Annotated in this window: 28 protein-coding genes; all 28 read left to right on the top strand. The window is 39.9% G+C overall.

Annotated elements, in window-relative coordinates:
• The first annotated feature begins 12 nt into the window (after positions 1–12).
• The 28 genes from J5A74_01280 to J5A74_01145 all read left to right on the top strand — a co-directional run bounded on the left by J5A74_01280 (position 13) and on the right by J5A74_01145 (position 26,276).
• A complete protein-coding gene (locus J5A74_01280) occupies positions 13–687 on the top strand; it encodes a Crp/Fnr family transcriptional regulator (protein QUI96021.1) in 675 nt (224 codons plus the stop codon).
• Positions 688–755: 68 nt separating this feature from the next.
• Positions 756–2,390, top strand: coding sequence for a hydroxylamine reductase (gene hcp / locus J5A74_01275; GenBank protein QUI96778.1), 1,635 nt, complete (start codon positions 756–758; stop codon positions 2,388–2,390).
• A gap of 93 nt (positions 2,391–2,483) precedes the next feature.
• A complete protein-coding gene (locus J5A74_01270; GenBank protein ID QUI96020.1) occupies positions 2,484–3,320 on the top strand; it encodes a S1 RNA-binding domain-containing protein in 837 nt (278 codons plus the stop codon).
• A gap of 5 nt (positions 3,321–3,325) precedes the next feature.
• Positions 3,326–4,168 carry a YitT family protein gene (locus tag J5A74_01265; protein ID QUI96777.1) on the top strand — a complete coding sequence of 281 codons (843 nt, stop codon included), beginning with the start codon at positions 3,326–3,328 and terminating at the stop codon, positions 4,166–4,168.
• 119 nt (positions 4,169–4,287) lie between these two features.
• Positions 4,288–5,394: a helix-turn-helix domain-containing protein gene (locus J5A74_01260; protein QUI96019.1), complete on the top strand. Its 1,107-nt coding sequence runs from the start codon at positions 4,288–4,290 to the stop codon at positions 5,392–5,394.
• Positions 5,395–5,397: 3 nt separating this feature from the next.
• Complete coding sequence (locus J5A74_01255) at positions 5,398–6,630, top strand: S41 family peptidase (GenBank protein QUI96018.1); 1,233 nt, start codon at positions 5,398–5,400, stop codon at positions 6,628–6,630.
• Positions 6,631–6,651: 21 nt separating this feature from the next.
• Positions 6,652–7,470 (top strand): basic amino acid ABC transporter substrate-binding protein, encoded by an 819-nt coding sequence (locus J5A74_01250; protein ID QUI96017.1) that lies wholly within the window; start codon positions 6,652–6,654, stop codon positions 7,468–7,470.
• Positions 7,471–7,488: 18 nt separating this feature from the next.
• Positions 7,489–8,181 (top strand): amino acid ABC transporter permease, encoded by a 693-nt coding sequence (locus tag J5A74_01245; protein QUI96016.1) that lies wholly within the window; start codon positions 7,489–7,491, stop codon positions 8,179–8,181.
• Between the two features lie 9 nt (positions 8,182–8,190).
• Positions 8,191–8,913: an amino acid ABC transporter ATP-binding protein gene (locus J5A74_01240; protein QUI96776.1), complete on the top strand. Its 723-nt coding sequence runs from the start codon at positions 8,191–8,193 to the stop codon at positions 8,911–8,913.
• A gap of 123 nt (positions 8,914–9,036) precedes the next feature.
• The gene (locus tag J5A74_01235; GenBank protein QUI96015.1) at positions 9,037–9,468 is read left to right on the top strand and encodes a hypothetical protein; all 432 of its coding nucleotides are present in this window, start codon (positions 9,037–9,039) and stop codon (positions 9,466–9,468) included.
• The gene (locus J5A74_01230) at positions 9,461–10,423 is read left to right on the top strand and encodes an ABC transporter permease (GenBank protein QUI96014.1); all 963 of its coding nucleotides are present in this window, start codon (positions 9,461–9,463) and stop codon (positions 10,421–10,423) included. The genes J5A74_01235 and J5A74_01230 overlap by 8 nt, the downstream gene beginning before the upstream one ends.
• Positions 10,424–10,438: 15 nt before the next feature.
• A complete protein-coding gene (gene cdaA / locus J5A74_01225; GenBank protein ID QUI96013.1) occupies positions 10,439–11,320 on the top strand; it encodes a diadenylate cyclase CdaA in 882 nt (293 codons plus the stop codon).
• Entirely contained in the window at positions 11,286–12,785 is a 1,500-nt protein-coding gene (locus tag J5A74_01220) for a hypothetical protein (GenBank protein ID QUI96012.1), read from the top strand. The genes cdaA and J5A74_01220 overlap by 35 nt, the downstream gene beginning before the upstream one ends.
• On the top strand, positions 12,757–13,026 hold the full coding sequence (locus J5A74_01215; protein ID QUI96011.1) for an HPr family phosphocarrier protein: 270 nt from the start codon (positions 12,757–12,759) through the stop codon (positions 13,024–13,026). The genes J5A74_01220 and J5A74_01215 overlap by 29 nt, the downstream gene beginning before the upstream one ends.
• On the top strand, positions 13,027–14,733 hold the full coding sequence (gene ptsP, locus J5A74_01210) for a phosphoenolpyruvate--protein phosphotransferase (protein ID QUI96775.1): 1,707 nt from the start codon (positions 13,027–13,029) through the stop codon (positions 14,731–14,733).
• A complete protein-coding gene (locus J5A74_01205) occupies positions 14,727–16,031 on the top strand; it encodes an oligosaccharide repeat unit polymerase (GenBank protein QUI96010.1) in 1,305 nt (434 codons plus the stop codon). The genes ptsP and J5A74_01205 overlap by 7 nt, the downstream gene beginning before the upstream one ends.
• Entirely contained in the window at positions 15,997–17,184 is a 1,188-nt protein-coding gene (locus tag J5A74_01200; protein QUI96009.1) for a pyridoxal phosphate-dependent aminotransferase, read from the top strand. The genes J5A74_01205 and J5A74_01200 overlap by 35 nt, the downstream gene beginning before the upstream one ends.
• Positions 17,184–18,242 carry a histidinol-phosphate transaminase gene (locus J5A74_01195; GenBank protein QUI96008.1) on the top strand — a complete coding sequence of 353 codons (1,059 nt, stop codon included), beginning with the start codon at positions 17,184–17,186 and terminating at the stop codon, positions 18,240–18,242. The genes J5A74_01200 and J5A74_01195 overlap by 1 nt, the downstream gene beginning before the upstream one ends.
• 33 nt (positions 18,243–18,275) lie before the next feature.
• Positions 18,276–19,640 carry an MATE family efflux transporter gene (locus J5A74_01190; GenBank protein ID QUI96007.1) on the top strand — a complete coding sequence of 455 codons (1,365 nt, stop codon included), beginning with the start codon at positions 18,276–18,278 and terminating at the stop codon, positions 19,638–19,640.
• Positions 19,633–20,613, top strand: coding sequence for an XdhC family protein (locus J5A74_01185; protein ID QUI96006.1), 981 nt, complete (start codon positions 19,633–19,635; stop codon positions 20,611–20,613). Before J5A74_01190 ends, J5A74_01185 begins: the two co-directional genes overlap by 8 nt.
• 106 nt (positions 20,614–20,719) lie before the next feature.
• The gene (gene trxA, locus J5A74_01180; GenBank protein QUI96005.1) at positions 20,720–21,031 is read left to right on the top strand and encodes a thioredoxin; all 312 of its coding nucleotides are present in this window, start codon (positions 20,720–20,722) and stop codon (positions 21,029–21,031) included.
• Between the two features lie 8 nt (positions 21,032–21,039).
• Positions 21,040–21,951 (top strand): thioredoxin-disulfide reductase, encoded by a 912-nt coding sequence (gene trxB / locus J5A74_01175; GenBank protein ID QUI96004.1) that lies wholly within the window; start codon positions 21,040–21,042, stop codon positions 21,949–21,951.
• A 21-nt stretch (positions 21,952–21,972) separates the two neighbouring features.
• Complete coding sequence (locus J5A74_01170; protein QUI96003.1) at positions 21,973–22,518, top strand: glutathione peroxidase; 546 nt, start codon at positions 21,973–21,975, stop codon at positions 22,516–22,518.
• Positions 22,519–22,549: 31 nt separating this feature from the next.
• A complete protein-coding gene (locus J5A74_01165) occupies positions 22,550–23,005 on the top strand; it encodes a MarR family transcriptional regulator (protein ID QUI96774.1) in 456 nt (151 codons plus the stop codon).
• A complete protein-coding gene (locus tag J5A74_01160; protein ID QUI96002.1) occupies positions 22,998–23,525 on the top strand; it encodes an NUDIX domain-containing protein in 528 nt (175 codons plus the stop codon). The genes J5A74_01165 and J5A74_01160 overlap by 8 nt, the downstream gene beginning before the upstream one ends.
• A 47-nt stretch (positions 23,526–23,572) precedes the next feature.
• Entirely contained in the window at positions 23,573–24,652 is a 1,080-nt protein-coding gene (locus J5A74_01155; GenBank protein QUI96001.1) for an ABC transporter ATP-binding protein, read from the top strand.
• 77 nt (positions 24,653–24,729) lie between these two features.
• The gene (locus tag J5A74_01150; protein QUI96773.1) at positions 24,730–25,497 is read left to right on the top strand and encodes an ABC transporter permease; all 768 of its coding nucleotides are present in this window, start codon (positions 24,730–24,732) and stop codon (positions 25,495–25,497) included.
• On the top strand, positions 25,497–26,276 hold the full coding sequence (locus J5A74_01145) for an ABC transporter permease (GenBank protein ID QUI96000.1): 780 nt from the start codon (positions 25,497–25,499) through the stop codon (positions 26,274–26,276). The genes J5A74_01150 and J5A74_01145 overlap by 1 nt, the downstream gene beginning before the upstream one ends.

Genomic DNA, 26,276 nt, shown 5'->3' with positions numbered 1-26,276 from the left:
ACAGGAGGTTATATGTTTTCTGAACTTTTAGATTGTCCTCTATTTGTGGGAATGAACAGGGAAGAAATTGAGCATTATGTTCAGGATAGTCGATCCAGAGTTACTCATTACAAGAAGGACGAAATGATTTTTTTGCAGGACGATGTTCCAAATTATATGATGATTTTAATGAGTGGGAAAGTAGCCGTTTGTAGTGATTCTAGTGCAGGAAAGAGAAGTATTATTGCATTGATTGAAAATCCAGGAGAATTATTTGGCGAGGTTTTTTTGTTTTTAAATCATAGAGAATATGAACACTATGCTCAGGCGATGAGTGATACCACAGTTTTGCAAATTCCAAAAAATTATTTTTTTCAAATGGGTGATCAAACATCGAGTTATCAGGGAAAAATCATTGCCAATATGTTGCAAATTTTTGCACAGAAGACCTATTATTTAAATCAGAGACTCAATATTTTATCTTGTGGAAGTTTGCGTCAAAAGTTGGCCAGAATCATTTTAAAAAACGCTCACAAAAAGGAGAAAGTACAACTAAATATGAATCGGGAGGAGTTGGCTGATTTTTTGAATGCAGCAAGACCTTCCCTGTCCAGAGAATTGATGAAAATGCAGGATGAGGGATTGATTGCCATAGATAGACAAGAAATTAAAATTTTAGATATGGAGGCATTAGCTGAATTGATGTAACAATTGTTACAGAAAAAAGAAAAATGATTTGGTACGATATCTTCATCAATCGTGAGGAGGAAATTTTGATGGAGAATAAAATGTTTTGTTACCAATGTCAAGAGACAGCTGGCTGCAAGGGTTGCACACAGGTTGGTGTGTGCGGTAAGAAACCAGAAGTGGCAGCAATGCAGGATCTTTTAGTATATGTGACCAAGGGTCTTTCTAATGTCACAACACAACTTCGCAAGGAGGGAAAGCCAGTTTCAGCCGAGGTAAATCATCTTGCGACATTGAATTTATTTATTACTATTACCAATGCAAACTTTGATGAGGAAGCCATTGCAGCCAGAGTTGAGGAAACTTTAGCTGTAAAGAATGAGTTGCTCGCTCAGGTATCCGATCAGAGTGCACTTTTTGATGCAGCAAAGTGGACAGGAACAAGAGCTGACTTTGAGCAAAAGGCAAAGACTGTCGGTGTGTTGGCCACAGAAAATGAGGATGTTCGAAGCCTCAGAGAATTAATTGTTTACGGATTAAAGGGACTTTCTGCTTACTCAAAGCATGCTAATGCCCTTTTAAAGGACAATGAGGAGGTAGATGCCTTCTTACAGAGAGCTTTAGCAGCAACATTGGATGATTCCTTGAGTGCAGATGACCTTGTGGCCTTGACTTTGGAGACAGGTAAGTATGGTGTGGATGGAATGGCTCTACTTGATGAGGCAAATACTTCAGCCTATGGAAATCCAGAAATCACAGAAGTCAATATTGGTGTTGGAAAAAATCCAGGTATTTTGGTTTCTGGTCATGATCTTCGTGATATTGAGATGCTTCTTGAACAGACAGAGGGCACAGGTGTTGATGTGTATACACATTCAGAGATGCTTCCTGCACATTACTATCCAAAGTTTAAGAAGTATAAGCACTTTGTAGGCAACTATGGCAATGCTTGGTGGAAGCAAAAAGAGGAGTTTGAGAGTTTCAATGGTCCAATTTTAATGACAACCAACTGTATTGTTCCACCAAAGGACAGCTATAAGGATCGACTTTTCACAACAGGAGCAGCAGGTTTCCCAGGTTGCAAGCATATCGATGGGGCTTATGGACAGACAAAGGATTTCTCAGAAATTATTGAGCTTGCAAAGAAGTGCCCAGCACCAACAGAGATTGAGACAGGTAAGATTGTCGGTGGATTTGCTCATGCACAGGTATTTGCACTTGCAGACAAGGTTGTGGATGCAGTAAAATCGGGTGCAATTAAGAGATTCTTTGTTATGGCTGGTTGCGATGGTCGTCAAAAGGCAAGAAATTATTACACTGATTTTGCTGCTGCACTTCCAAAGGACACGGTGATTCTCACTGCTGGATGTGCAAAGTATAAGTATAATAAGTTGGATCTTGGAGATATCGGTGGCATTCCAAGAGTACTTGATGCAGGACAGTGCAATGACTCCTATTCACTTGCTGTGATCGCATTGAAGTTAAAGGAAGTCTTTGGTGTGGAGAGTATCAATGATCTTCCAATCAGCTATAATATTGCTTGGTATGAGCAAAAGGCCGTAATTGTGTTGTTGGCACTTCTATACTTAGGTGTAAAGAATATTCACCTTGGACCAACACTTCCTGCCTTCCTTTCACCAAATGTAGCTAAGGTATTGGTGGAGAATTTTGGAATTGCTGGCATTGGAACCGTTGAGGATGATTTAAAGTTATTCCTTGGTTAATTTACTTGTATTTTTAAATAATATTTTGTATGATGAAAAGAGCTGTTACAGTAAAGTAACAGCTCTTTTGCTACGTGTAAGAAAGGAAAAAATATGGATTTAGGAAAGAAACAAATTTTAGAGGTGGCGAGGATCAAGGACTTTGGTGCATATTTGACGGAAGTTGGAGAAGGCGAAAAGACGGAGAGCGTGCTGCTTCCCAAAAAGCAATTGCCAGAAGATGTGAGTGTGGGAATGAAGATGGAAGTGTTTTTGTACAAGGACAGTGCAGATCGCTTGATTGCGACAACAAAGGAGCCACTGTTGGAAGTGGGACAAGTAAAAAAATTAAAGGTAAATGATGTGGCAAAAATGGGGGCATTTGTTGATATTGGACTCGAAAAGGATGTGCTCTTGCCATTTAAGCAAATGGAAGGTCAGGTGGCCAAGGGGGACGAGGTGCTGTGTGCACTCTACGTTGATCGGACACAGAGGCTGGCAGCAACAATGCGTGTGTATCCGTATTTGAAAGCAAATACTCAATATAAAAAAGATGAGGAGGTAAGAGGAACTGTATATGAGATTCAAAATATGGGGGTATTTGTTGCAGTAGACGATACTTACTTTGGATTGATTCCAAAGAATGAGAGCTTTGAACAATATCATGTTGGGGAGAGCGTTCATGCAAGAATACTTCGGGTGAGAGAAGATGGAAAGCTTGACTTGAGCCCAAGAAAGAAAGCGTATTTGCAATTAAATCAAGATGCAGAAGTTCTCTATGAAAGAATGCAAAAAAATGGAGGAAACCTTGGAGCAACGGATCATTCTTCGCCAGAATTTATTAAAAAGAAGTTTGGTTTAAGTAAAAATGCATTTAAGCGTGCCATTGGGCATCTCTTGAAAGAGGGAAAAATTGTACTATTAGAGGAGGATATTGTTTTAAAGAAATGAAGAAAATGACAAGGGTATTCTGGGACTATGCCATCATGGGCTGTGGAACATGGATTTTAGCATTTGCAGTAAAAAATCTATTTGATCCAATGGGGCTTGTGACTGGCGGAATTTCTGGTCTTGCCATTATATTAAAAGAACTTTGGCATGTGCCACTTTGGATCACCAATGTGGTGATCAATGTTCCATTGTTCTTGTTGGCCATTCCAATGCAGGGCTGGAAGTTCGTACAAAGGACATTATATGCCACCGCAATGTTGACCATTGGACTTGCTATTTTGCCAAAAATTGACATAGTTGGGGATGATATTATGTTGTCATCGCTTTTCGGTGGAGTACTCTCAGGAATTGGCGTTGGTTTAATTTTATTGCAGCGAGCAACCAGTGGTGGAACAGATTTATTGTCCGCATTGATTCACAAGAAATTGCCAAGATTTAGTTTAGTAGAAATTTTACAGGCTGTGGATGCTATCATTGTTGTTTTGGGTATTGCTGTCTTTGGCATACGACAATCTCTCTATGCCCTTTTGGCTGTGTATATCAGTATGCAAGTGTCAGATGGACTGCTCGAGGGTATGAAGTTTTCAAAGCAGGCGATGATTATCTCCGAATATGCCCAAGACATTGCCAAGGAAATTTTGACAAAAATGGATCGAGGTGTGACGGGATTTTATGCTAGAGGAATGTATTCGAAAGAAGAAAAGTTGGTTTTGATTTGTGTAGTTGCAAAGAAGGAAATTGTAGAATTAAAGACGATCGTTCATAGCATTGATGAAAATGCATTTGTTACCGTGTCGGATGTGCGAGAGGTTTTGGGAGAGGGATTTTTAGAAAAACAAAAAAATTAACAGCATCAAAAAGAAAAAAAGATTTTTTTTGGTAAAGTTGATGGAGTATATTGCACTTTTAGTGAAAATGCTATATTATAAAGATAATAATCGTTACTTTTCACAAAGGAGACAGCGGTATGATTTCAAATCAAATTTTACAAAGTACTATTGATGGTCTGAAGAATATCACTCGCACAGATTTGTGTGTTTGTGATACAGAGGGAAAGTTGCTTGCGACCACTTTTTCTGAGGCGGACCAGTATGAGAGTTCAATCATTACATTTGTGAGCTCGCCAGCAGATTCCCAAGTTGTGAACGGTTTTCAATATTTTAAAATTTTTGATGAGAACCAACTAGAGTATGTATTGCTCGCACAGGGAAATAATGGCAATGACGATGTATATATGATAGGAAAGATGGTGGCCTATCAGATTGAAAGTTTATTAGTCGCATACAAGGAGAGATTTGATAAGGATAATTTTATCAAAAATCTTATTCTTGACAATTTTCTCAAGGTGGATGTCTACAATCGAGCAAAAAAGCTACACATTGATGCCAATGCACGGCGTGCAGTGTTGATTGTGGTGACAGATACCGAGAGAGACAACAATGCATTGGAGATTATTCGTGCATTGTTTGCAAGCAGAGCGGAAGATTTTGTTACAGCTGTGGATGAACATGAGGTGATTATTGTCAAGGAGATTAAGGATACCAAAGAGGGAAATGTTGCATTAGAAGAACTTGACAAGACAGCAAAACTTGTGCTTGAGGAGCTAGAAAACAATGGCATTGAAGGGGCAAAAGTTGCCTATGGAACAGTCATGAATGAAATCAATGATGTCTGCAAGGCGTACAATGAGGCAAAGATGGCACTTGAAGTTGGACAGATTTTTTATAGCCAGCAGAGTATTATGGCCTATGCAAAACTTGGCATTGGAAGATTAATCTATCAGTTGCCACTTTCTCTTTGCAAGATGTTTATTGGAGAAATATTTGAGGAAAAGAATCCAAATGAATTTGATGAGGAGACATTGACGACGATCAATAAATTTTTTGAAAACAGTCTCAATGTGTCGGAGACATCAAGACAGCTCTATATTCACAGGAACACTTTAGTGTATCGCTTAGATAAGTTACAAAAGACAACAGGTTTAGACCTTCGTGTATTTGAGGATGCCATTACATTTAAAATTGCATTGATGGTCGTCAAGTACATGAATCATAAGAAAAAACAGGAATTTTAAGTCATGGAAAAAAGAAGTTTTTTTAGAGGACTGATGCTGGGGCTTGGGACGGGGCTGCTAGTATTGATTGCATTTTTCTTTTATATCTCACCTGTAGTTTTTGGGATTCGTATGATTCCTGTCAGAATTTCTCAAAAGGAGACGACGGGAAAGTCGGACAATGTAAATAATGATGGGAAATTGGATTTTGAAAAAATCAATCAAAAATTAGCTACATTGCAAAATGTAGTGTCAAATAATTTCCTATTTCAGGAAGATATGGAGAAGGTGGAAGATGGGATTTATTCAGGGATGATGGCTGGACTTGGAGATCCCTATACTGTCTACTACAATAAAAAAGATTTTAAGGCGTTGACAGAAAGTACTAGTGGCAAGTATTCAGGAATTGGTGCGGTGGTCACAAAGGATCCTTCCACAGGGATTGTGACCTTGATGCGCGTATTTGATCATAGTCCAGCCAAGGAGGCAGGATTAGAGGACGGGGACATCCTGTATAAGGTCAATGATGTCGATGTGACCAGTGAAGATTTGGATGTCCTTGTCAGCACGCAGGTTCGTGGCGAAGAGGGCTCAAAGTTAAAGGTGACGGTACTTCGTGGCGAAGACAAAAAAGAAATTGAAGCAGAGGTTACAAGAAGAAGTATTGAGGTGCCGACAGTGGCACATAAGATGTTAGATCAACATGTGGGTTATCTTTCAGTGGCACAATTTGATGAGGTGACTAGTGATCAATTTAAGGCGGCCATTGATGATTTAAATAGTCAAGGCATGCAAAAGCTTGTAATTGATTTGCGTGACAATCCAGGAGGCGTATTAAGTTCCTGTGTGGATATGTTAAATTATCTTTTGCCAAAAGGACTTTTAGTCTATACCGCTGACAAAGATGGCAAGGGGGATAAATTTTATTCAGATGATGCCCACCAATTGGATATTCCAATTGCCATTCTTGTCAATGGAAATTCAGCATCGGCCTCGGAGGTATTTGCAGGGGCAATGAAGGATAGAGGCAGGGCAAAGATTGTGGGAACGAAGACTTTTGGAAAAGGAATTGTTCAAACACTTCTCAGTCTTCAGGATGGCAGTGCAGTAAAGATTACAACACAGCACTATTATACACCATCCGGATTTGATCTTCATAAAAAGGGGATTGAACCTGATGTCGTTGTGGAATTGAATAAGGAAACAAAGACAAAAGTCGATAATCAATTACAAGAAGCCATCAAGGCTTTGAATTAATACTGTAGAGGAGAGAAAAAAATGAGAAAATCAAAAGTAATTATGGGTGTGATGGCCATGGCAATGGTTGCAGCTTTGACAGCTTGTGGAACAAAGGCAACAACGGAGACAAAAACAGAGACAACAGCAGCAAATGCTGCAAATTCAAGTGAAATCACAGGAGATGGAGTGGCAACAAAGGGACAGCTTGTCATGGTGACAAATTTGGAATTTCCACCATTTGAGTACAGAGAAAATGACCAGCCAACAGGTATTGATGTCGATATTGCAAAAGAAGTGGCAAAGAAGATGGGACTGGAATTAAAGGTCGATGACATTGCCTTTGATTCTATTATTCCTGAACTTGTTTCTGGCAAGGCAGATATTAGTTTTGCGGGAATGACGGTCACAGAGGACAGAAAGCAAAGTGTTGATTTTACACAGACCTATGCAAAGGCATCTCAGATGATTATTGTCAAGAATGATTCTAGCATTGCAGGACCAGATGACTTAAAGAATAAACGCATTGGAGTTCAGCAGGGAACAACCGGAGATCTCCTTAGTTCCACTATTGAGGGAGCGACCATAGAGCGCTACAATAAGGGAATGGAGGCAGTACAGGCACTTGTTCAGGGCAAGGTCGATGCCGTTGTTATTGATGAGCAGCCAGCTAAGGTTTATGTCAAGGAAGTTCAGGGAACAAAGGTACTGGATGCAGTGGCAAAGCAGGATACCGAAGAGTATGCAGCAGCTGTAAAGAAGGGAAATACAGCATTGCTCAATAATGTAAATAAGGCACTTGATCAGATGAAGGCCGATGGAACAATTGATCAGATTATTGCAAAGTATACTGCACAGTAGTTTTGGGAAGGAAAAAAGATGTGGCAGGATTTTGTAAGTAAGTTTACTTTGAATTTTATTAAAGAAGATCGATGGAAATTTATTCTAAGAGGTCTTGGTGTAACAATAGAGATCACCATTTTTGCACTGATTATTGGTATTGTCATTGGACTTTTGGTGGCCTTAGTAAAGACAACCTATGAAAACACAGGAAAGTTAAAAATTGCCAATGCGATTACGAATGTCTATTTGACAATTATCCGTGGAACACCAGTAGTTGTACAATTGTTGATTGTTTATTTTGTTGTTTTCTCTACGATTCGTGTAGACAAAGTTGTGGCAGCGGTGTTGACCTTTGGCATTAATTCCGGTGCTTATCAGGCAGAGATTTTTAGGGCAGGAATACAGTCCATTCCGCGTGGTCAATTTGAGGCGGGTAGAAGTTTGGGATTTAGTTATCGTCAGACAATGACAACCATTATTATGCCACAGGCAATAAAAAATATTTTGCCTACGCTGGCCAACGAGTTTATCAGCTTGTTGAAGGAGACATCCATTGCAGGATATATTGCTCTGGAGGACTTGACAAAGGCAGGAGATATCATTCGAAGTAGAACTTTTTCTGCGTTTATGCCATTGATTGGTGTAGCTTTGATTTACTTGATTTTGGTATTGTTGCTTTCTACGGCAGCTAAGGCATTGGAGAGAAGATTGAAAAGAGGTGAGCGATAGGTGAAGGCACTGATTGAAGTGAAAGATCTTTCCAAATCTTTTGGAGAGAAGAAGATATTAAAGAATATTTCTGTGGATATTCGGGAGGGCGATGTCGTCTGCGTCATTGGTCCATCGGGTTCAGGAAAAAGTACTTTTCTGCGCTGCCTAAATCGCTTGGAAGAGCCAACGGATGGGCATATTTTCTTTGAAGGTGTGGATATTTGTGATAAAAGTACAAATATTGATAAGCACAGACAGAAGATGGGAATGGTATTTCAGCAATTTAATCTCTTTCCACATATGACCATTTTACAAAATTTGACAATTGCTCCTATGCGCTTGCAGGGAAAGAGTAAGAAAGAGGCGGAAGAATATGCCTTGGAGATGCTTGAGAAGGTGGGGCTTAAGGACAGAGCCAATGCCTATCCGAGCGCACTTTCTGGTGGACAACAGCAAAGAATTGCCATTGTGCGTGCACTGTGTATGAAGCCAGATGTGATGCTCTTTGATGAGCCGACATCAGCACTTGATCCAGAAATGGTCGGTGAGGTCTTAAATGTAATGAAGGATCTTGCGTCCCAAAAGATGACCATGGTTGTGGTGACACATGAGATGGGATTTGCTCGAGAAGTATCGACGAGAGTGATGTTTTTGGACAATGGAGATTTTGTTGAGGAGAATACGCCGGAGGAGTTCTTTACTCATCCGAAGAATGAAAGATTACAGACTTTTTTAAGTAAAGTTTTGTAAGAAAAAAATCATAAAACTGAGGCAGTGTGCAATTTGCATACTGCCTTTACTTGTGGTATAATTCCTATAAAATGTTGCAATAGCATTGACATTTTGGCAATATAGAGAGTAAGGCGGAAAAATATGCTAAATGAAGACAAGATTAAGTTGATGACAGATATCTCATTTTATGAAAAAAAAGTGAGAAAATCCGTATTTCCAGCAGATAAATATTTCAAAAAAGATTATGTCTCTCGAAATATGATTGTCAGTTTTTTTCGTTATACCTTAGGATACATTTTATTGATGGTTTTAGAGATATTATATTCGATGAAAACCATTGTAGAACATGTACAGGCATTGGATGTATTGGGGCTATTTAAGGGATATATTTTGTTTTATGCTGTGGGATTGATTATTTACGAAGTGATTACTTGGTATGTTTGTAATAAGCGCCACGAGCGGGCAAAGCAGAGTCAAAATGTGTATGTATCGAAGTTAAGGCGCCTACAAAAGAGATACGAATTCCAGACAAAGACAAAAGAATTATCCAAGGAGGAATTGGAGAATGACTAGCCTTTTGATATATAAGGAAAAGTTAAAGGCGTTTTATGGGAAGCACGATGGCGTGATTGTGCCATTGATTAAATTTATATTGGTGTTTTTGGCTGCTCTAGAGCTCAATATTCAATTGGGCTATATGGATGTACTCAATAATCCGTTTATTCCTGTCATTGTGGGATTAGTTTGCTGTATGTTGCCCTATGGGGCAAGTAGCTTAATTTTAGCAGGATATATGCTCCTTCATGTGGGAAACACATCGATGGAGATGGTAGTTGTTATGGCGTTAATTATCCTTGTCATTGGTGTGCTCTATTATGGATTTCAACCGGGAGATAGTTATATCTTAATTATTGTGCCCTTGCTTTTTTTCTTTAAGATACCCTATGTGATTGCGTTGCTTGTAGGGCTTGGGGCCAGTTTAGTGACCATTATTCCTGTGAGCTGTGGAGTGTTGATTTATTATTTAATTTCTTATGTCAAAATCAATTCAGCTGCACTAAATAATGATAATGGAAGTGATATTGCACAGAAATATCAGCAGATTATCAATGGTGTCTTTAGCAATCAAAGAATATTGATGATGATTTTGGTGTTGACGATTACCATATTGGTGGTCTATTTCATTCACAACCTTTCTATCAATTATGCATGGTTGATTGCTATTGGTGCGGGAGTGATTACCCTTTTGGTTACCCTCTTGATAGGGCAATTTACATTTGATGAGAGTATTCCTATTGTTGAGTTGGTCGTGGGGATGATCGTTTCTGCCATTGTGGCAGTAGTTTATCAATTCTTTGTCTTCTCTGTAGATTATACTCGGACAGAGTATACCCAATTTGAAGATGATGATTACTATTACTATGTAAAGGCCGTGCCAAAGGTGAGCTTATCTGCACCAGATGTAAAGATTCAAAAGATCAATACAATTAAGACAGATCAGGAAAATGAGAAAAAAGATGAAGAATAATTTTGGAGTATATCAATGGGAAGGATATTGCATTTATTAAATTCGTGGATAGGACTCCTGCCTAGGATTACCATATTTAATGGCATTGAAATGCTCATCATTGCCGTCATTGTGTATGAGATTTTGGTGTGGATTAAAGATACAAAGGCATGGTTGCTGTTGCGTGGATTGATTATTATTTTGGTGTTTACAGCAGTAGCAGCAATATTGCATTTTAGTGTCATCCTCTGGATTATTAAGGAGTTTGCTGGTATTGCGGTAACTGCACTTATCATTATCTTTCATCCAGAGCTTCGAAGGGCTTTGGAACAATTGGGCAGCAAAAATTTGATTTTTAACTTTTTGCCAAACAGTGGCTCAAATGAACAGGGCTTTAGTGAGAAGACAGTGGAAGAACTAGTTAAAGCTTGCTATTTACTTGGAAAAGCAAAGACAGGAGCTTTGATGGTTATTGAAAGACATAATTCTCTCGAAAATATTGAACGAACAGGAATTGAAATTGGGGCAAAGGTAACCAGTCAATTGCTTATTAATATTTTTGAACACAATACGCCATTACATGATGGAGCCATTGTCATTCGAGGAAATATTATTACTGCAGCAACTTGCTATCTTCCACTATCTGAGAATATGACCATCAGTAAGGATTTAGGAACAAGGCATCGAGCAGCCATTGGAGTGAGTGAAGTAACTGATTCACTCACCCTAGTTGTCTCTGAGGAGACTGGGCGTGTGAGTGTTGCACAGGGAGGAAAGTTGACAAGAGTAGATGATCCAGATATTTTGCGTAAGATTTTAGGTGAGCTTCGAACAACACAGGAGGAGACACACAAGTTTGGATTGTGGAAGGGAAGGACAAAGGATGAAAAAACGTCTAATCAAAAGTCTGACCACTAATTGGACATTAAAGCTAATTTCTCTGCTTTTGGCCTTTATTATTTGGCTGGCCATTGTCAATATTTCAAATCCAACGGTGGTTCGAAGTGTTTCTGTCCCATTGGAAGTCATCAATGAGGAACTTATCTCCGATGCAGATAAAATTTATGAGATTGATGGCAATAAGAATGTGCAAGTGTACTATGAAGTTGCCTTAAAGAGCGAGCGAATGGTCAGTGCCAATGATTTTAAAGCAGTGGTTGACTTATCAAAACTCTATGATGTGACAGGATCAGTCAAGGTACAGGTGGAGAACACGACAAAAAATCCTTGGATTTTGGGAATATCGGAGACGAAACCTGGCACAGTTCGAGTAAAGGTTGAGGACAAGCAAAAGAAGAAATTTGATTTGCAAGTCAAGACGGTAGGAGATCCTCAAGAAAATTACACCATCGGGGATATCACCATCAAGCCTGATCACATCTATGTGAGTGGTCCAGTATCAGAAATTGGAAAAATTAGTTCTGTGGGTATTGAGATTAACACAGAGGGAGTGAATCAAGATATTGAGGGAAGTGCCACTCCAGTATTTTATGATGCCAATGGAAATAAGGTCAGTGTTGATACAACCAATATGACACTTGATTTTAATAAGGTTTCTTATCAGGCACAGGTATTGTCAGTCAATGAAGTGCCCTTACACTTTAATGTTGAAGGAAATGTAGCTGCTGGTTATAAGTTTGTTGGTGCAGAAAGTGCCATTCGTTCTGTGACATTGTCAGGAAATAATGCACAGGGGATAAAGAGTATTGATATTCCTGCATCAGCACTCAATATTTCGGGGTTGACACAGTCGAAAACGGTGACACTTCGACTTAGCGAGTATATTCCTGTAGGGCTTCAACTCAAGGGCAGTGATTTGGTCAATGTGACACTTCGTGTTGAGCCAGTACAAAAAAAGACATTGACTTTGGCATTAGAAAATATTGCACAAAATGGAGCGATAAGGGGATATCACTATCAAATGTCTCCAGAGAAAATTCAAGTCTTCGTCAGTGGTGGCGAGGAGATTACACCAGAAAATTTGCATGCAAGTATAGATTTGTCAGGAATGGAAGTGGGTAGCAATGCAGGAAAGCTTCAATTTTCACTGCCATCAGGCTATCGTGTAGAAAGTTATACACCATTTACAATTGAAGTGAGCACCAATCAAACTTCATCTAGTGAAGTACGAACGAGTGAGAGAAGTGAGAGCGAATCGACAGTGAGAGAAAGAGCGACGAGCACAGAGGTGCACACACAGACGCCAAGTGTGACGCAGACAAGTGAGACTCAGACAAGTGAAAAGTCAACAGAAGTCACAACAGCCAAGACTACAACAGCCAAGGCTACAACAAGAGAAGAATCTTTAGAGGAGTCGTCTGCAGAGACACAGGGCAAGAGTAGGAGGAAGATAGATGATAAGACAGAAAGTGAAAGTGACTAATCCAAGTGGTTTGCATTTGAGACCAGCTGGGGATTTGTGTAAGGAAGCATTGCGATATACCGCAAAGATACACTTTAGTATTGGTGATACCAGAGCCAATGCAAAGAGTGTTTTGAGTGTTCTTGGCGCCTGTGTAAAAGAAGGCGATGAGATAGAAATAGAATGCAACGGCAGTGATGAGGTGGAGGCAATGAATGGGATTGTCCGCCTCATCGAAAGCGGCTTCGGAGAAAGGGAGTAGATTATGAGAGGAACAGGAGCATCATCGGGAATTGGTATTGGAAAGGCGGTAGTTGTAAGAGACGAAAAGCCAGAAGTTGTGCAGGTAAGTATTTCAGACAAGGATAAGGAAGTCAAGAGATTTGAAGATGTCCTTGCAAAAATAACAGAGGCAACGATGGAGATGGCCGAGTCACTTGCAAATAAGGTTGGAGGAAAGGAAGCAGAGATTTTAAATGGCCATGTACTTTTGCTTTCAGATCCAATGCTTTCTGAAGAGATTAAGCAAAAAATTCAAAATGAATTGGTAAATGCAGAGTTTGCTGTTGACAGTGTATATGATATGTATGCAGGAATGTTTGCGTCAATGGATGACGAATTGATGCAGCAGCGTGCAACCGATATGAAGGACTTAAAGGTGCGCATTTTGAAGGGATTGCTTGGAATGGCTGATGTCGATGTGGCAAGACTGCCAGAGGGAAGCATTTTAGTTGCAGAGGATCTGACTCCTTCGATGACTGCGGGATTAAATCCACAGACAGTTTATGGTATTGTAACTGAGTTGGGTGGAAGAACTTCTCACAGTGCAATTTTGTCAAGAGCATTGGAAATTCCTGCCGTTGTTGCCATTAGTGGGCTTTTAGAGAATATTCATGATGGTGATACTGTTTGCTTTGATGGTGACAAGGGAGAAGTGGTGATTCGTCCTGATGCCGACACACTTGCAGAATATGAGAAGAAGAAGGAAGCCTATCTTTTAGAAAAGAAGGAACTTGAAAATTATAAGGGCAAGCCTTCAGTGACAAAGGATGGCAGAAAAGTAGAGATTGTTGCCAATATTGGAAAGCCAGAGGATGCACAGCGTGCACTTGAGTATGATGCTGAGGGTGTGGGACTGTTTAGAACAGAGTTTTTATTTATGGATAGAGATAATGCCCCAACAGAAGAGGAGCAATTTGAGGCCTATAAGAAGGTGGCAACCTTAATGAAGGACAAGCCAGTTATTATTCGAACATTGGACATTGGTGGCGACAAGGAAATTCCATATCTTGGCATTGAACAAGATGAAAATCCATTCTTGGGCTACAGAGCCATTCGTCTTTGCCTTGACAGAAAAGAAGACCTCTACAGACCACAGCTTCGTGCACTTCTTCGTGCATCAGCGTTTGGAGATATTCGCATTATGATTCCGCTCATTACTTGCGTCGATGAAATTCGAGAGGCGAAGGCATTGATCAGAGAAATTATGGAAGATTTAGACAGAGAAAATATTGCTTACAACAAAGACATTCAAGTAGGTATTATGATAGAGACGGCGGCTTCTTCTATTATGGCCGATGTATTTGCTAAAGAAGTGGATTTCTTTAGTATTGGAACCAATGATCTGACGCAGTATACCATGTGCGTAGATCGTGGAAATGCCAAGGTTTCGTATCTCTACTCCCCACTCAACCCAGCAGTTTTGCGCAGCTTAAAGAGGGTTATTACAAGTGCTAAGGAGGCAGGAATTATGGTTGGTATGTGTGGTGAGGCTGCGGCAGATCCACTGCTCATTCCACTTCTTCTTGTTTGGGGCTTAGATGAATTTTCGATGAGTGCATCTTCTATCTTAAAGAGTAGAAAGCTTGTGACAAATTCTAGTATTGCAGATCTTGAGAAGATTGAAAAAGAAGTAATGAAATTTACAACAGAGAAAGAAGTTAGAGAGTATATGGAGAAAGTATGCTAATTTATGTACTTGCCTATGCTGTAAGTTTGATTTGCTCCCGGATGGCACTATATGAGCTATCCGGGTTTCTTCTCATTATTACAGCAATATTTTTATTTTGTAAGGAGTGGACGAGAGTGGGAAGGATGCTCAACCTGCGAGGGCTCTTTGCTTTAAGTTTTGTGGGAGGAGAGGGATTGTCCGCACTCAAGCTGTCAAAACTTCAAGTCGATTGGTCAATAAAGACTTGGCTTGCTTTCTTTTTGGTTTTTGTCTGTTTTTGGTATGCTTTTTATTGGGAAAATGGACATAGAAAAAAGAGAAAAAAAGAGAAATTGGTTTTAGTGGAAGATAGAGAAAAGAAATGGGTAATCGGCATTATTTTGGTAACCGCATTTTCACTTTTGGGATTCATTGTTGAGGCTGTAGTACTTGGATTTATTCCTTTTTTTCTTGTGGGTGTGCCTCATGCCTATTCTATATTTCATATTTCAGGAGTACATTATTTTACAGTGAGCTGTGTGTTAGTTCCTGCAATGGGGATGTTATATTTTTTTGATTATCCAAAGAAATATCAGCTAAGCGTTGTCCTTTGTATGGGTATTGCCCTATGCATTCCCATTCTTTGTGTGTCAAGGTCACAATTTATCTTTGCGATTATGGCTGCCATTTTTGTTGTGGTGATTAAAAAGAAGAGTGGTCATTCGAGGGTCATGTTGGTTGGATTTTTGATTCTTCTGCCAATTTATATTATTTTGACCATTGCCAGAAGCCACAATGTGGCCTATCTCAATAGCATATTTGAGATGAAACGGTCATGGCCAATTTTTATCAGCCAACCCTATATTTATATTGCAAATAACTATGACAATTTTGATGTGTTGGTCAAGAGTTTGCCAGCCCATAGCTATGGAATTCGAATGCTTTTTCCAGTATGGGGCTTGACAGGACTAAAGTTTTTATGTCCTTGGCTTGTCCATTTTCCACTCTATGTCAATAAACCAGAGTTGACAACACTCACCATCATTTATGATGCTTACTATGATTTTGGACTTTTGGGTGTCATGCTCTTTGGAGCAGTGCTGGGATGTTTTACCAGTTTTATTGAGGGGCGGGTGAGAGACAATCAAAATCCCATTAGCATTCTATTCTATGTGCAATTGATGCTCTATATGGGACTTTCTTTTTTTACTACTTGGTTTTCCAATCCTGCTACTTGGTTTTATTTTATTGTGACTGCAATTTTATATCAATTTATGAAAGTGAAAAAAAGAGGTGAAAGCAATGATATCCGAAAAGATGAAACCGTTAGTCAATAACAATTCGGCCATTCGTGCAATGTTTGAGGAAGGAAAGCGATTAGAAAAATTATATGGCAAGGAGAAGGTATATGATTTTAGCCTTGGTAATCCCAATCTTCCTGCACCTGCACAGGTGAAAAAGGCAATTTTTGATATTTTAAATGAAGAAGATTCTGTATTTGTTCATGGGTATATGAGCAATGCAGGTTATGAGGATGTCAGAAAGGCTTTGGCAGATTCCATCAACAAAAGATTTGGCACAAGCTATGGGGCAAAAAATTTTATTATGACAGTTGGTGCAGCAACAGCATTGAATATTGTGTTAAAGACAATCCTCAATCCAGAAGATGAAGTCATTGCCTTTGCCCCATATTTTGTGGAGTATGGAAATTATGTGAGAAATTACGATGGAAAATTAGTGGTTATTCCACCAGATGTAGAGACATTTATGCCCGATCTTGCTGTGCTTGAAGAAAAAATCAATGAGAGGACCAAGGCCATTATCATCAATACGCCAAATAATCCAAGTGGTGTGATTTACTCGGAAGAAACTTTACAAAGGCTTAAGCGTGTGATTGAAAAAAAGGAAAAGGAATTGGGCATTACCATTGTGACAATTTCCGATGAGCCATACCGAGAATTAGCCTATGACGGGGCGGTAGTGCCTTGGGTTCCAGAGATCATTCCTCATGCAGTGGTGGTCTATTCCTATTCAAAATCCCTCTCGCTTCCTGGAGAGCGCATTGGTTGGTTGCTTATTCCTGATCGTATTCCTGATTTTGATGAATTTGTCAATGCGGCAACCATTGCCAATCGGTGTATGGGCAGTGTCAATGCACCGTCATTGATGCAGAGAGTGATTGGAAGATGTTTAGATGCCAAGGTGGATGTCGATTTTTATGATCGAAATCGCAAATTATTGTACGATGGTTTGAGTGCACTTGGATTTTTTTGTGTAAAGCCAGAGGGAGCATTTTATATGTTTGTGCGTGTGCCACAAGGAGACGACAAGTTATTTTGCGAGGTATGCAAAAGGCATCATATTTTAGTTGTACCTGGAACATCTTTTGCTTGTCCGGGATTTGTGCGCATTGCCTACTGTGTGTCGCAGCAAATGATTGAGCGTTCAATGGAGGCATTTAAAAAAGTAGCAAAGGAGTGTGGACTATAGTGGAAAGAGCTTGGGAAAAATATATAAAGAGGGTGACACCGTATACCCCTGGAGAACAGCCAAAGAGAAAAGATGTGATTAAATTAAATACAAATGAAAATCCCTATCCCCCAGCACCGGGGGTAGTGAGTGCATTGAAAAACCTGGATATCGATGCATTGAGAAAGTATCCTGATCCAACCATATCTGCACTTGTTGAGGCGATTGCCCACAACTATGGCGTGAAAAGCGAAAATGTCTTTGTTGGCGTGGGAAGTGATGATGTCTTGGGAATGGCCTTTTTGACCTTCTTTCATAGCGAGTTACCTATTTTTTTCCCTGATATCACCTATTCGTTTTATGATGTATGGGCAGATTTATTTGATATTTCTTATCAGACAAAGCCATTGGATGAAAACTTTTGTTTAGTCAAGGAAGATTATTTTGAAAAAAATGGGGGAATTGTCATTGCCAATCCCAATGCACCGACAGGAGTATTGATGCCACTTTCTGAAGTGGAGGAGATTGTAAAGAAAAATCAAGAGTCGGTGGTGATTGTCGATGAAGCTTATGTGGACTTTGGGGGTGAATCAGCGATTGCACTGACAAAGAAATATGAAAATCTATTGGTTGTGCAGACACTTTCAAAGTCAAGATCTCTGGCGGGAATGCGTGTGGGATTTGCAATTGGAGAGGCAAGATTGATTCAGGCCATGCAAGATGTCAAATATTCCTACAATTCCTATACGATGAATTTACCAGCGATTGTGCTTGGAAAAGCAGCGATTGAGGATAGAAAGTATTTTGAAGAAACAGTAAATAAGGTCATTGCGACAAGGGAGAGAACCAAGCAGGCGTTGAAGGAATTAGGTTTTGAATTTGCAGATTCAAAGACCAACTTTATCTTTGCAAAAAGAGAGGGAACAAATGCGAAGGATTTATTTGAGAAATTAAAGGAAGCAGGAATCTTTGTTCGCTACTTTAATAAAGAAAGGCTCAGTGAGTATTTGCGTATTTCTATTGGAACAGATAAAGAGATGGATGCATTTATTGCATTTATTAAGAGTTATCTTTCCTAGAACTTAACATTGGTAGAAAGCGAAGGGATCGTGATGGATAGGACAGTTTCAAGTCAATATGACAAAATGACCAAGACACCCATAGAAAAATTAATTATTTCGCTGGGCATTCCGACGATTGTGAGTATGTTGATTACCAATATCTATAATATGGCTGACACCTACTTTGTAGGAAGATTGAATACGAGTGCGAGTGGAGCTGTTGGCATTGTTTTTGGGGTTATGGCTGTCTTACAAGCTTTTGGTTTTATGTGTGGTCAGGGAGCTGGCAGCAGTATGTCAAGAAAACTTGGCGAAAAAGATATCGAAAGTGCCAGTTACTATGCTTCTACAGGGTTGGCGATGGCCCTCATTATGGGGCTGCTCATTGGTGGATTTGGACTTCTTTTTCTTAATCCATTTATGAGATTGTTGGGAAGTACAGACACCATATTGCCCTATGCAAGGCAATATGGAATGTGTATCTTAATTGCAGCACCATTTATGACAGGGAGCTGTGTACTCAACAATATCTTGCGCTATGAGGGAAAGGCCATCTATGCTATGGTCGGTTTGACAGTGGGTGGAATTTTAAACATGATTGGGGATCCGATTTTTATGTTTGATTTTCATTTGGGCACATTGGGAGCGGGAATATCGACAGCTGTTTCGCAAATCATTAGCTTTGGAATTTTGCTCTATATGGTAAAAACAAAAAAGACAGTTTCCAAGGTCTGCCTTCGATTTGTGAAATTGTCCATTGGGATGATGGTAGATATTTCTACCATCGGATTTCCAAGTCTGATTCGTCAGGGACTATCAAGCATTTCAACAATGGTATTAAACCAAATGGCTGCGCCTTATGGTGATGCAGCCATTGCAGCGATGAGTATTGTTGGTCGAATGAGTATGTTTATTTTTTCCGTGGGACTTGGACTTGGTCAGGGATATCAGCCTGTTGCGGCCTATAATTTTGGGGCAAGACGCTATGATCGAGTCAAGCAGGGAATGATCTTTACTTTCTGGTTGGGAACAATTTTAATTGGAATATTCTCAGCAGTGACTTTTGCATTTACAAGACCATTGATCCGCCTGTTTCGAGACGATCAAGAAGTGGTTGAATTTGGATTTTTGGCCATGCGTGTACAATGTATTTCTTTGTTGACACAATCCTTTGTGTTAAATGCGAGTATGCTCTTCCAAAGCTGTGGAAAGCGATTTATAGCAGCAATGATGTCGCTTTTTCGAAGTGGAATTATGTTTCTTCCACTCATTGTCATTTTGCCAAGGTTTCTTGGCTTTGTAGGTGTGCAAATTGCACAGCCAATTGCAGATGTACTCTCTTGCATAGGTTCAATTCCTTTTGTCTTGAGATTTTTTCACCAGTTGGACAAAAGTATGGAGGAAATGAATGTTTGATCAATTGAAAGTGGTAGCTACGGTGATATCAGGAGAAAATAGGGGAGAGAAAGTTTTTTATGGACAGGAAAAAATTCTCTATCAAAGTCCAAAAAGCCAGTTGCTTGTTGAAAACATAGATAAAATTAAGGAAATTACAAAGACAGGGCTGATGAAAATCGGAGAACAGGATGTCTTTTGTGAGCGAGTGGAAAAAGATAAGAAAATGGTTGTCTGTGGCTGTGGTCATGTTTCGATGCCTGTGATTTCCATGGCCAAGGAAATTGGCTTTGAGGTTACGGCCATAGATGATCGCCCTTTCTTTGCACAAAATGCAAGAGAGAGGGGGGCAGATGAGGTCTATTGTGAGGACTTTTTGACCGCGCTGGAAAGAATTTCTGGGGATGATGCTACCTTTTTTGTCATTGTCACAAGAGGACATCGCTATGACCTAGAATGTTTGGAGGCGATTGCCAAAAAGCCCCATGCCTATATTGGAATGATTGGTAGCAAGAGAAGGGGGAAATTAGTCAAGCAGATTGCGATAGAAAATGGAGCACCCAAAGAGGTGATTGAAAAAATGTATACGCCAATTGGACTTGACATTGGCGGTGAGACTCCCGCGGAGATTGCCATTTCTATTCTTGCACAGATTATTCAGGTAAAGAGCCAAATGCCACAGAGTGGATATACAAGAGAAATCCAGAAAACATTGGATGGGCAGAGAGAAAAGATGGTGATGGCCACCATTATCTCAAGAAAGGGTTCTGCACCAAGGGCAATCGGAACAAAGATGTTGATTGCTAGCGATGGAAAATGTGTTGGAACTATTGGTGGTGGTTGTGCAGAGTCTGAAATTATTCGAAAGGCACAAAGAATGTTGCAGGTGGATATGGCACCTTGCAGATTTTTTGTGGATATGACGGGTGAAGATGCTGAAGAAGAGGGAATGGTCTGCGGGGGAACCATTGAAGTTTTTCTTGAAAAAATTTAAGTACATTTTTTATTTTTAGAGTATTGACAAATAAAATTAAATTGTGTAAAATCTAAAAGTGGGTGATATAAATGCGTACCCGTTAATAGGGAGAAGGAGAATAGATATGGCAGAATTAACAATTACATTAGAAAATTTTGAGCAGGAAGTTGTAAAGTCAGAGGTTCCTGTATTGGTTGATTTTTGGGCGTCATGGTGTGGTCCTTGTCAAATGCTTTTACCAGTGATTGATGAGATTGCGACTGAGGCAGAGGGATTTAAGGTTGGAAAAATCAATGTGGATGAACAACCAGAGTTAGCTAGTCAATTCAAGGTGAGAACCATTCCTACACTGATGGTATTTAAAAATGGTGAAGTAGTGAATAAGTCCATTGGTGTGATTCCAAAGGATGAGATTTTAAAGTTGGTTCAGGGTTAGGAGAGTAGATGGCAAAAAAGTATGATATTGTCATTGTAGGTGCTGGAACAGCAGGGCTTTCCGCAGCAATCTACGCAGTGAGAGCAGGAAAAAGTGTCATTGTTTTGGAGGCAACCACACATGGTGGACAGATTGTCAATACACCAGAGGTTGAAAATTATCCAGGAATTAAGAAGATATCTGGATTTGAATTTGCAAATAATCTCTATGAACAGGCCAAGAGCCTTGGAGCAGAGGTTGTATACGAAAAAGTTAATAGCATTGAAGTGAATGGAGAGGAAAAAATCGTTCATACTGCAAAGGAAGATTATCAGGCAAAAGCAGTTATTTTAGCTACAGGAGCAAAGAATCGACCACTTGGGCTGGAGCATGAGAAGGAGTGGATTGGTGCTGGTATTTCCTATTGTGCAACCTGTGATGGAATGTTTTACAGGGGAAAAGATGTTGCTGTTGCCGGTGGCGGAAATACAGCATTGGAAGATGCTATCTTTTTGACAAATTATTGTAGAAAAGTCTATCTCATTCACAGAAGAGATGCCTTTAGGGGTGAGGAAAAGCTTCTACAGACATTAAAGGAAAAGCCAAATGTTGAGTTTGTGTTGAATGCTAATATTACAAGATTAATTGGCGAGGATGGTGTCGATGGCGTGGAAGTGGAGGACAAAAATACCCACGAAAAGCGAGTTCTTGATGTGATGGGCTTGTTTGTTGCCATTGGACAGATGCCAGAAAATAGTGAGTTTATTAATGTTGTGGATTTAGACAAGGGCGGATACATTGAAGCCAAGGAAGATTGTAAGACAAAGACAAAAGGAATTTTTACTGCTGGAGACTGTAGAACAAAGAAAGTAAGACAGCTTGCGACAGCAGCATCCGATGGAGCAATTGCAGCTCTTGCAGCTTGTGAGTATATTGGCTAGAAAGAAAGAGGAGAAAGTAAGATGAATATTTTTGATATTACAGTAAAGGACGCAAAGGGAAATGATGTGTCATTAAATCAATATAAGGGAAAGACACTCTTAATTGTAAATACAGCAACAGAATGTGGATTTACACCACAGTATGCACTTTTGCAGGAGATGTACGAGAAATTAAAGGACAAGGGATTAGAGATTTTAGATTTCCCATGTGACCAATTTGGTCATCAGGCACCAGGAACCAATGAGGAGATTGCAAAGTTTTGTAGTTCAAGATTTGGTGTTACCTTCCCACAATTTGCTAAAATTGATGTCAATGGAGAGAATGAGACAGAGCTCTTTAAGACATTAAAGGCTGCGAAGGGATTTGGAGGATTTGACAAGAATCATCAGCTCACTGAGATCTTGGAGAAGATGCTCTCTGAGGCTGACCCAGATTATGCAAAAAAGTCGGATATCAAGTGGAACTTCACAAAGTTTTTAGTAAATAAGAGTGGTGATGTGGTTGCTCGCTTTGAGCCAACACATGATATGGCTGATGTAGAAAAGCAAATTGAGGCTATTTTATAATTTGATTTTAAATTTGTTTGGGGGATAGATGATGGAAGAGAAGAATTACGATAAATTGAGATTGGAAAGTCAGCTTTGCTTCCCTCTCTATGCCTGCTCAAAGGAAATTGTAAGAAGATATAAGCCATTTTTGGATGAAGTTGATTTAACCTATACACAATATATTACAATGATGGTCTTGTGGTTTAATAAGTCTGTCAATGTAAAGGAGCTGGGAAAAAAGCTCTATCTTGATTCTGGAACCTTGACCCCTGTTTTAAAGAAGTTAGAGGTCAAAGGGTATATTACCAGAGAAAGATCAAAGGAAGACGAGAGAACTTTGATTGTAAAGATCACAAAAGAAGGTGAGAATTTAAAAGAAAAGGCTGTCGAGATTCCAAATAAAATGAGGGCTTGTCTGGATGTGTCTCAAGAAGAAATGGCTGTGATGTATAAGCTGTTGTATAAGGTACTTGAACATATTGAAGAGGAAAATAGGAATGGTTAAATTGGCAGACAAAAAAGAGCGATGGGATATCTATGACAAGGATAAAAATCGCACAGGCAGAACGATGGAACGGAATGTATGGACATTGAAGGACGATGAGTATCACCTCACCGTCCTTGGTGTTGTTTGCAGACCGGATGGAAAATATCTGATCACAAAGAGGGTGATGAGCAAGGCGTGGGCAGCAGGTTGGTGGGAAGTTTCTGGTGGAGCAGCCATGGCTGGAGAGGACTCGTTGACCGCAGTCAAAAGAGAGGTATTTGAAGAGACAGGACTTGATGTGACAAACGCAAAGGGTGGATATGTATTTACATATCGCAGAGAAAATCCTGGGAAGGGAGATAATTATTTTGTCGATGTCTATCGCTTTGAGATGGACTTTGCAGAAGAGGATCTTAAGCTTCAAAAGGAGGAAACCGATGGCTACCGCCTGGCCACGGCACAAGAAATTGAAAAGCTCGGTCAGGAAGGGATTTTTCTTCACTATGACAGCATTCAAAGAGTATTTTTTACTCCCTAGATACCCTTGGTCTAGGGAGCTTTTTGAAATTGTGGAAGGGGGAGAAAATGGAAAATCCAGTTTTAGAATTACAGAATATAACAAAGTATTTTGATGATGTTGAGGTACTCAAGGGCATTAATTTGACCGTGGCTGCTGGGGAGTTTGTTACCTTATTGGGTTCTTCTGGTTGTGGAAAAACAACAACTTTGCGTATTATAGCAGGTTTAGAAAATGCTGACAGTGGAAGAGTATTTTTAGAAGGTGAGGATGTGACTGCAGTCGAGGCCAATCATCGAAATGTCAATACGGTGTTTCAAAGTTATGCACTCTTTCCACATATGAATGTTTTTGATAACATTGGATATGGTTTGCGTATCAAGAAGGTGGACAAAAAAGAGATCAAAGAGCGAGTGCAGGAGATGCTAAGACTGGTCCAGCTTGAGGGATTTGAGCTAAGAATGCCAGCAGAAATGAGTGGAGGGCAAAGGCAAAGGGTAGCGATTGCCAGAGCACTAATTAACCGCCCAAAGGTCTTGCTTTTAGATGAGCCATTGGGAGCACTTGATCTTCAATTGCGTCGACAGATGCAACTTGAGTTGAAGAGATTGCAAAAGAGGCTAGGAATTACCTTTATTTACATTACTCACGACCAGGAAGAAGCCATCAATATGTCTGATCGCATTGTCGTTATGCGAGATGGTGAGTTTGAGCAAATCGGTAGACCTGATGAAATTTACAATCGACCAAGAACCTCGTTTGTGGCTGATTTTGTTGGAAATGCAAATATTTTGCATGGCAAGGTAAAGGCTGTGGACAAAGAAAAACTGACTATTGCACATGAAAGTGGAGAATTTGTTTTACTTGATGCACAAAAAAAGTGGACGGTTGGGGAGGAAATCACGGTCGCCATTCGAGGTGAAAATATCAAAATTTCTTCAGAAAATCAGCCAAATTCTCTGGAGGGCGAGGTAGTTGAAAAAAGTTTTGCTGGGGGGATGCTTCGCATTGAAGTTAAATTAAGAGATGGGAGTCAGGTGGTCATTTCTCGCCAAGGTATTGATATTGGCTATAAAATTGGGGAGAAGGTGCATCTATATTGGCAGGAAGAGCTGGCAATTGCTGTAGATGTGGAGGTGAGAGCGTGAGACAAAAAAGGTGGTTTTGCCTCGTTTTGCCGATGTATATCTTTAGCATTCTCTTTGTCTTGGGTCCACTCCTTTATATGATTGCTCTTAGCTTTGCCACAAATCATGAGGGGCTTGGTGTCACCTTTCGCTTTACATTAGAAAATTTTAGGAAGATGGCCGACCCTGTGTATGTGGGGACATTTGTGCAATCTTTTCAGGTAGCCATTATGACAACCATTCTAGTTGTGGTCATTGGCTATCCCTTTGGCTACTTTATGGCGAAGCAGTCAAAGCGAGGAAAACGATTATTGATGTTTTTGATTATGGTGCCCTTTTGGACAAGTTCACTTTTGCGAATGTATGGATGGATTATTGTCCTTCAGGCCAAGGGAATTGTCAACACGGTATTGATTCGATTTGGCTTAATTCGAGTGCCAATAAAGATTCTTTATTCCTATCCAGCAGTACTGATTGGTATGGTCTATGCTCTCTTGCCATTTATGATTTTATCGGTCTATTCAAGTGTGGAAAAGATGGATTGGACCTTTGTAGAAGCAGCCAAGGACTTGGGGGCTTCCAATTGGAAGGCCTTTTCTACAGTGACTCTAAAGCTTACTTTGCCAGGACTTTTGTCGGGGGTGATTTTGACCTTTATTCCTTCGATGGGACTTTTCTTTATTGCAGACATTTTGGGCGGAAATAAAATTGTTTTGGTGGGAAGTTTAATTCAAGACCAACTTGGACGAGGGGGAAATTGGCCATTTGCTGCAGCACTTTCGGTAATTTTGATGATATTGACAAGTTTGATGATTTATCTCTACCGGAGGATTACGCATATTAAGGATTTGGAAGGGGTGATCTAGTGAAGAAGTGGAAATGGTCGAATTTGTATTTGCTGATCGTTTTGTTTGTCACCTATTTGCCACTCGTTTTGGTGGTGCTATTTTCCTTTAATAGTTCAAAACTCAATGTTCGCTTTGATGGATTTTCGCTTAAGTGGTATCGGGAATTGTTAAGAGATCGTGAGTTAGTAAAGGCATTGACCAATTCTTTAGTTCTTGGTGTCATCAGTGTGGCAGTGTCGGCGGTGATTGGAACACTCGGGGCCATTGGGATGGCAAGGGCAGAATTTAAAACGAAGGGAATGCTTGAATATCTCACCACCGTGCCCATTATGGTGCCGGAGATTATTCTTGGAATGGTCTTTATGGTCTTCTTTTCTCTATTGCATCTGCCTTTTGGTATGTTGACCTTAATCATTGCCCACACAAGTTTTTGTATTCCCTATATTTTTATGACAGTAAAGGCAAGATTAGTGGGAATGGATAAATCATTGGAGGAGGCAGCACTGGATCTAGGGGCTTCACCAGCGAGAATCTTTTTTGATATCACCCTGCCATTGATTATGCCTGCAGTGGTGTCAGGTTGTGTATTGTCCTTTGCGATGTCTTTTGATGATGTGGTCATTAGCATTTTTGTCAACAGTCCAAGAACCAATACATTGCCTATTAAAATTTATACTCAATTAAAGACGGGAGTGACGCCAAAGATTAATGCTCTTTGCACGATTATTCTTGCCATTGTCACGATCGTATTATTGTTTAGTCAGTGGCTGAGTAGCAAAAAAGAAGGAGGAGAATAA

The sequence above is a fragment of the Lachnospiraceae bacterium oral taxon 096 genome (genome assembly GCA_018141845.1).
Lineage (GTDB): Bacteria > Bacillota > Clostridia > Lachnospirales > Lachnospiraceae > F0428.
The sequence above is the reverse complement of the archived record's forward strand: the minus strand, read 5'-3'. Positions and strand labels throughout refer to the sequence as shown.

Bases quoted from the DNA above. Each gene is read 5' to 3' on its own strand.
- J5A74_01280 (QUI96021.1), top strand. From the start codon at position 13: ATGTTTTCTGAACTTTTAGATTGTCCTCTATTTGTGGGAATGAACAGG.
- hcp (QUI96778.1), top strand. From the start codon at position 756: ATGGAGAATAAAATGTTTTGTTACCAATGTCAAGAGACAGCTGGCTGC.
- J5A74_01270 (QUI96020.1), top strand. From the start codon at position 2,484: ATGGATTTAGGAAAGAAACAAATTTTAGAGGTGGCGAGGATCAAGGAC.
- J5A74_01265 (QUI96777.1), top strand. From the start codon at position 3,326: ATGACAAGGGTATTCTGGGACTATGCCATCATGGGCTGTGGAACATGG.
- J5A74_01260 (QUI96019.1), top strand. From the start codon at position 4,288: ATGATTTCAAATCAAATTTTACAAAGTACTATTGATGGTCTGAAGAAT.
- J5A74_01255 (QUI96018.1), top strand. From the start codon at position 5,398: ATGGAAAAAAGAAGTTTTTTTAGAGGACTGATGCTGGGGCTTGGGACG.
- J5A74_01250 (QUI96017.1), top strand. From the start codon at position 6,652: ATGAGAAAATCAAAAGTAATTATGGGTGTGATGGCCATGGCAATGGTT.
- J5A74_01245 (QUI96016.1), top strand. From the start codon at position 7,489: ATGTGGCAGGATTTTGTAAGTAAGTTTACTTTGAATTTTATTAAAGAA.
- J5A74_01235 (QUI96015.1), top strand. From the start codon at position 9,037: ATGCTAAATGAAGACAAGATTAAGTTGATGACAGATATCTCATTTTAT.
- J5A74_01230 (QUI96014.1), top strand. From the start codon at position 9,461: ATGACTAGCCTTTTGATATATAAGGAAAAGTTAAAGGCGTTTTATGGG.
- cdaA (QUI96013.1), top strand. From the start codon at position 10,439: ATGGGAAGGATATTGCATTTATTAAATTCGTGGATAGGACTCCTGCCT.
- J5A74_01220 (QUI96012.1), top strand. From the start codon at position 11,286: ATGAAAAAACGTCTAATCAAAAGTCTGACCACTAATTGGACATTAAAG.
- J5A74_01215 (QUI96011.1), top strand. From the start codon at position 12,757: ATGATAAGACAGAAAGTGAAAGTGACTAATCCAAGTGGTTTGCATTTG.
- J5A74_01205 (QUI96010.1), top strand. From the start codon at position 14,727: ATGCTAATTTATGTACTTGCCTATGCTGTAAGTTTGATTTGCTCCCGG.
- J5A74_01200 (QUI96009.1), top strand. From the start codon at position 15,997: ATGATATCCGAAAAGATGAAACCGTTAGTCAATAACAATTCGGCCATT.
- J5A74_01190 (QUI96007.1), top strand. From the start codon at position 18,276: ATGGATAGGACAGTTTCAAGTCAATATGACAAAATGACCAAGACACCC.
- J5A74_01185 (QUI96006.1), top strand. From the start codon at position 19,633: ATGTTTGATCAATTGAAAGTGGTAGCTACGGTGATATCAGGAGAAAAT.
- trxA (QUI96005.1), top strand. From the start codon at position 20,720: ATGGCAGAATTAACAATTACATTAGAAAATTTTGAGCAGGAAGTTGTA.
- trxB (QUI96004.1), top strand. From the start codon at position 21,040: ATGGCAAAAAAGTATGATATTGTCATTGTAGGTGCTGGAACAGCAGGG.
- J5A74_01170 (QUI96003.1), top strand. From the start codon at position 21,973: ATGAATATTTTTGATATTACAGTAAAGGACGCAAAGGGAAATGATGTG.
- J5A74_01165 (QUI96774.1), top strand. From the start codon at position 22,550: ATGGAAGAGAAGAATTACGATAAATTGAGATTGGAAAGTCAGCTTTGC.
- J5A74_01160 (QUI96002.1), top strand. From the start codon at position 22,998: ATGGTTAAATTGGCAGACAAAAAAGAGCGATGGGATATCTATGACAAG.
- J5A74_01155 (QUI96001.1), top strand. From the start codon at position 23,573: ATGGAAAATCCAGTTTTAGAATTACAGAATATAACAAAGTATTTTGAT.
- J5A74_01150 (QUI96773.1), top strand. From the start codon at position 24,730: ATGATTGCTCTTAGCTTTGCCACAAATCATGAGGGGCTTGGTGTCACC.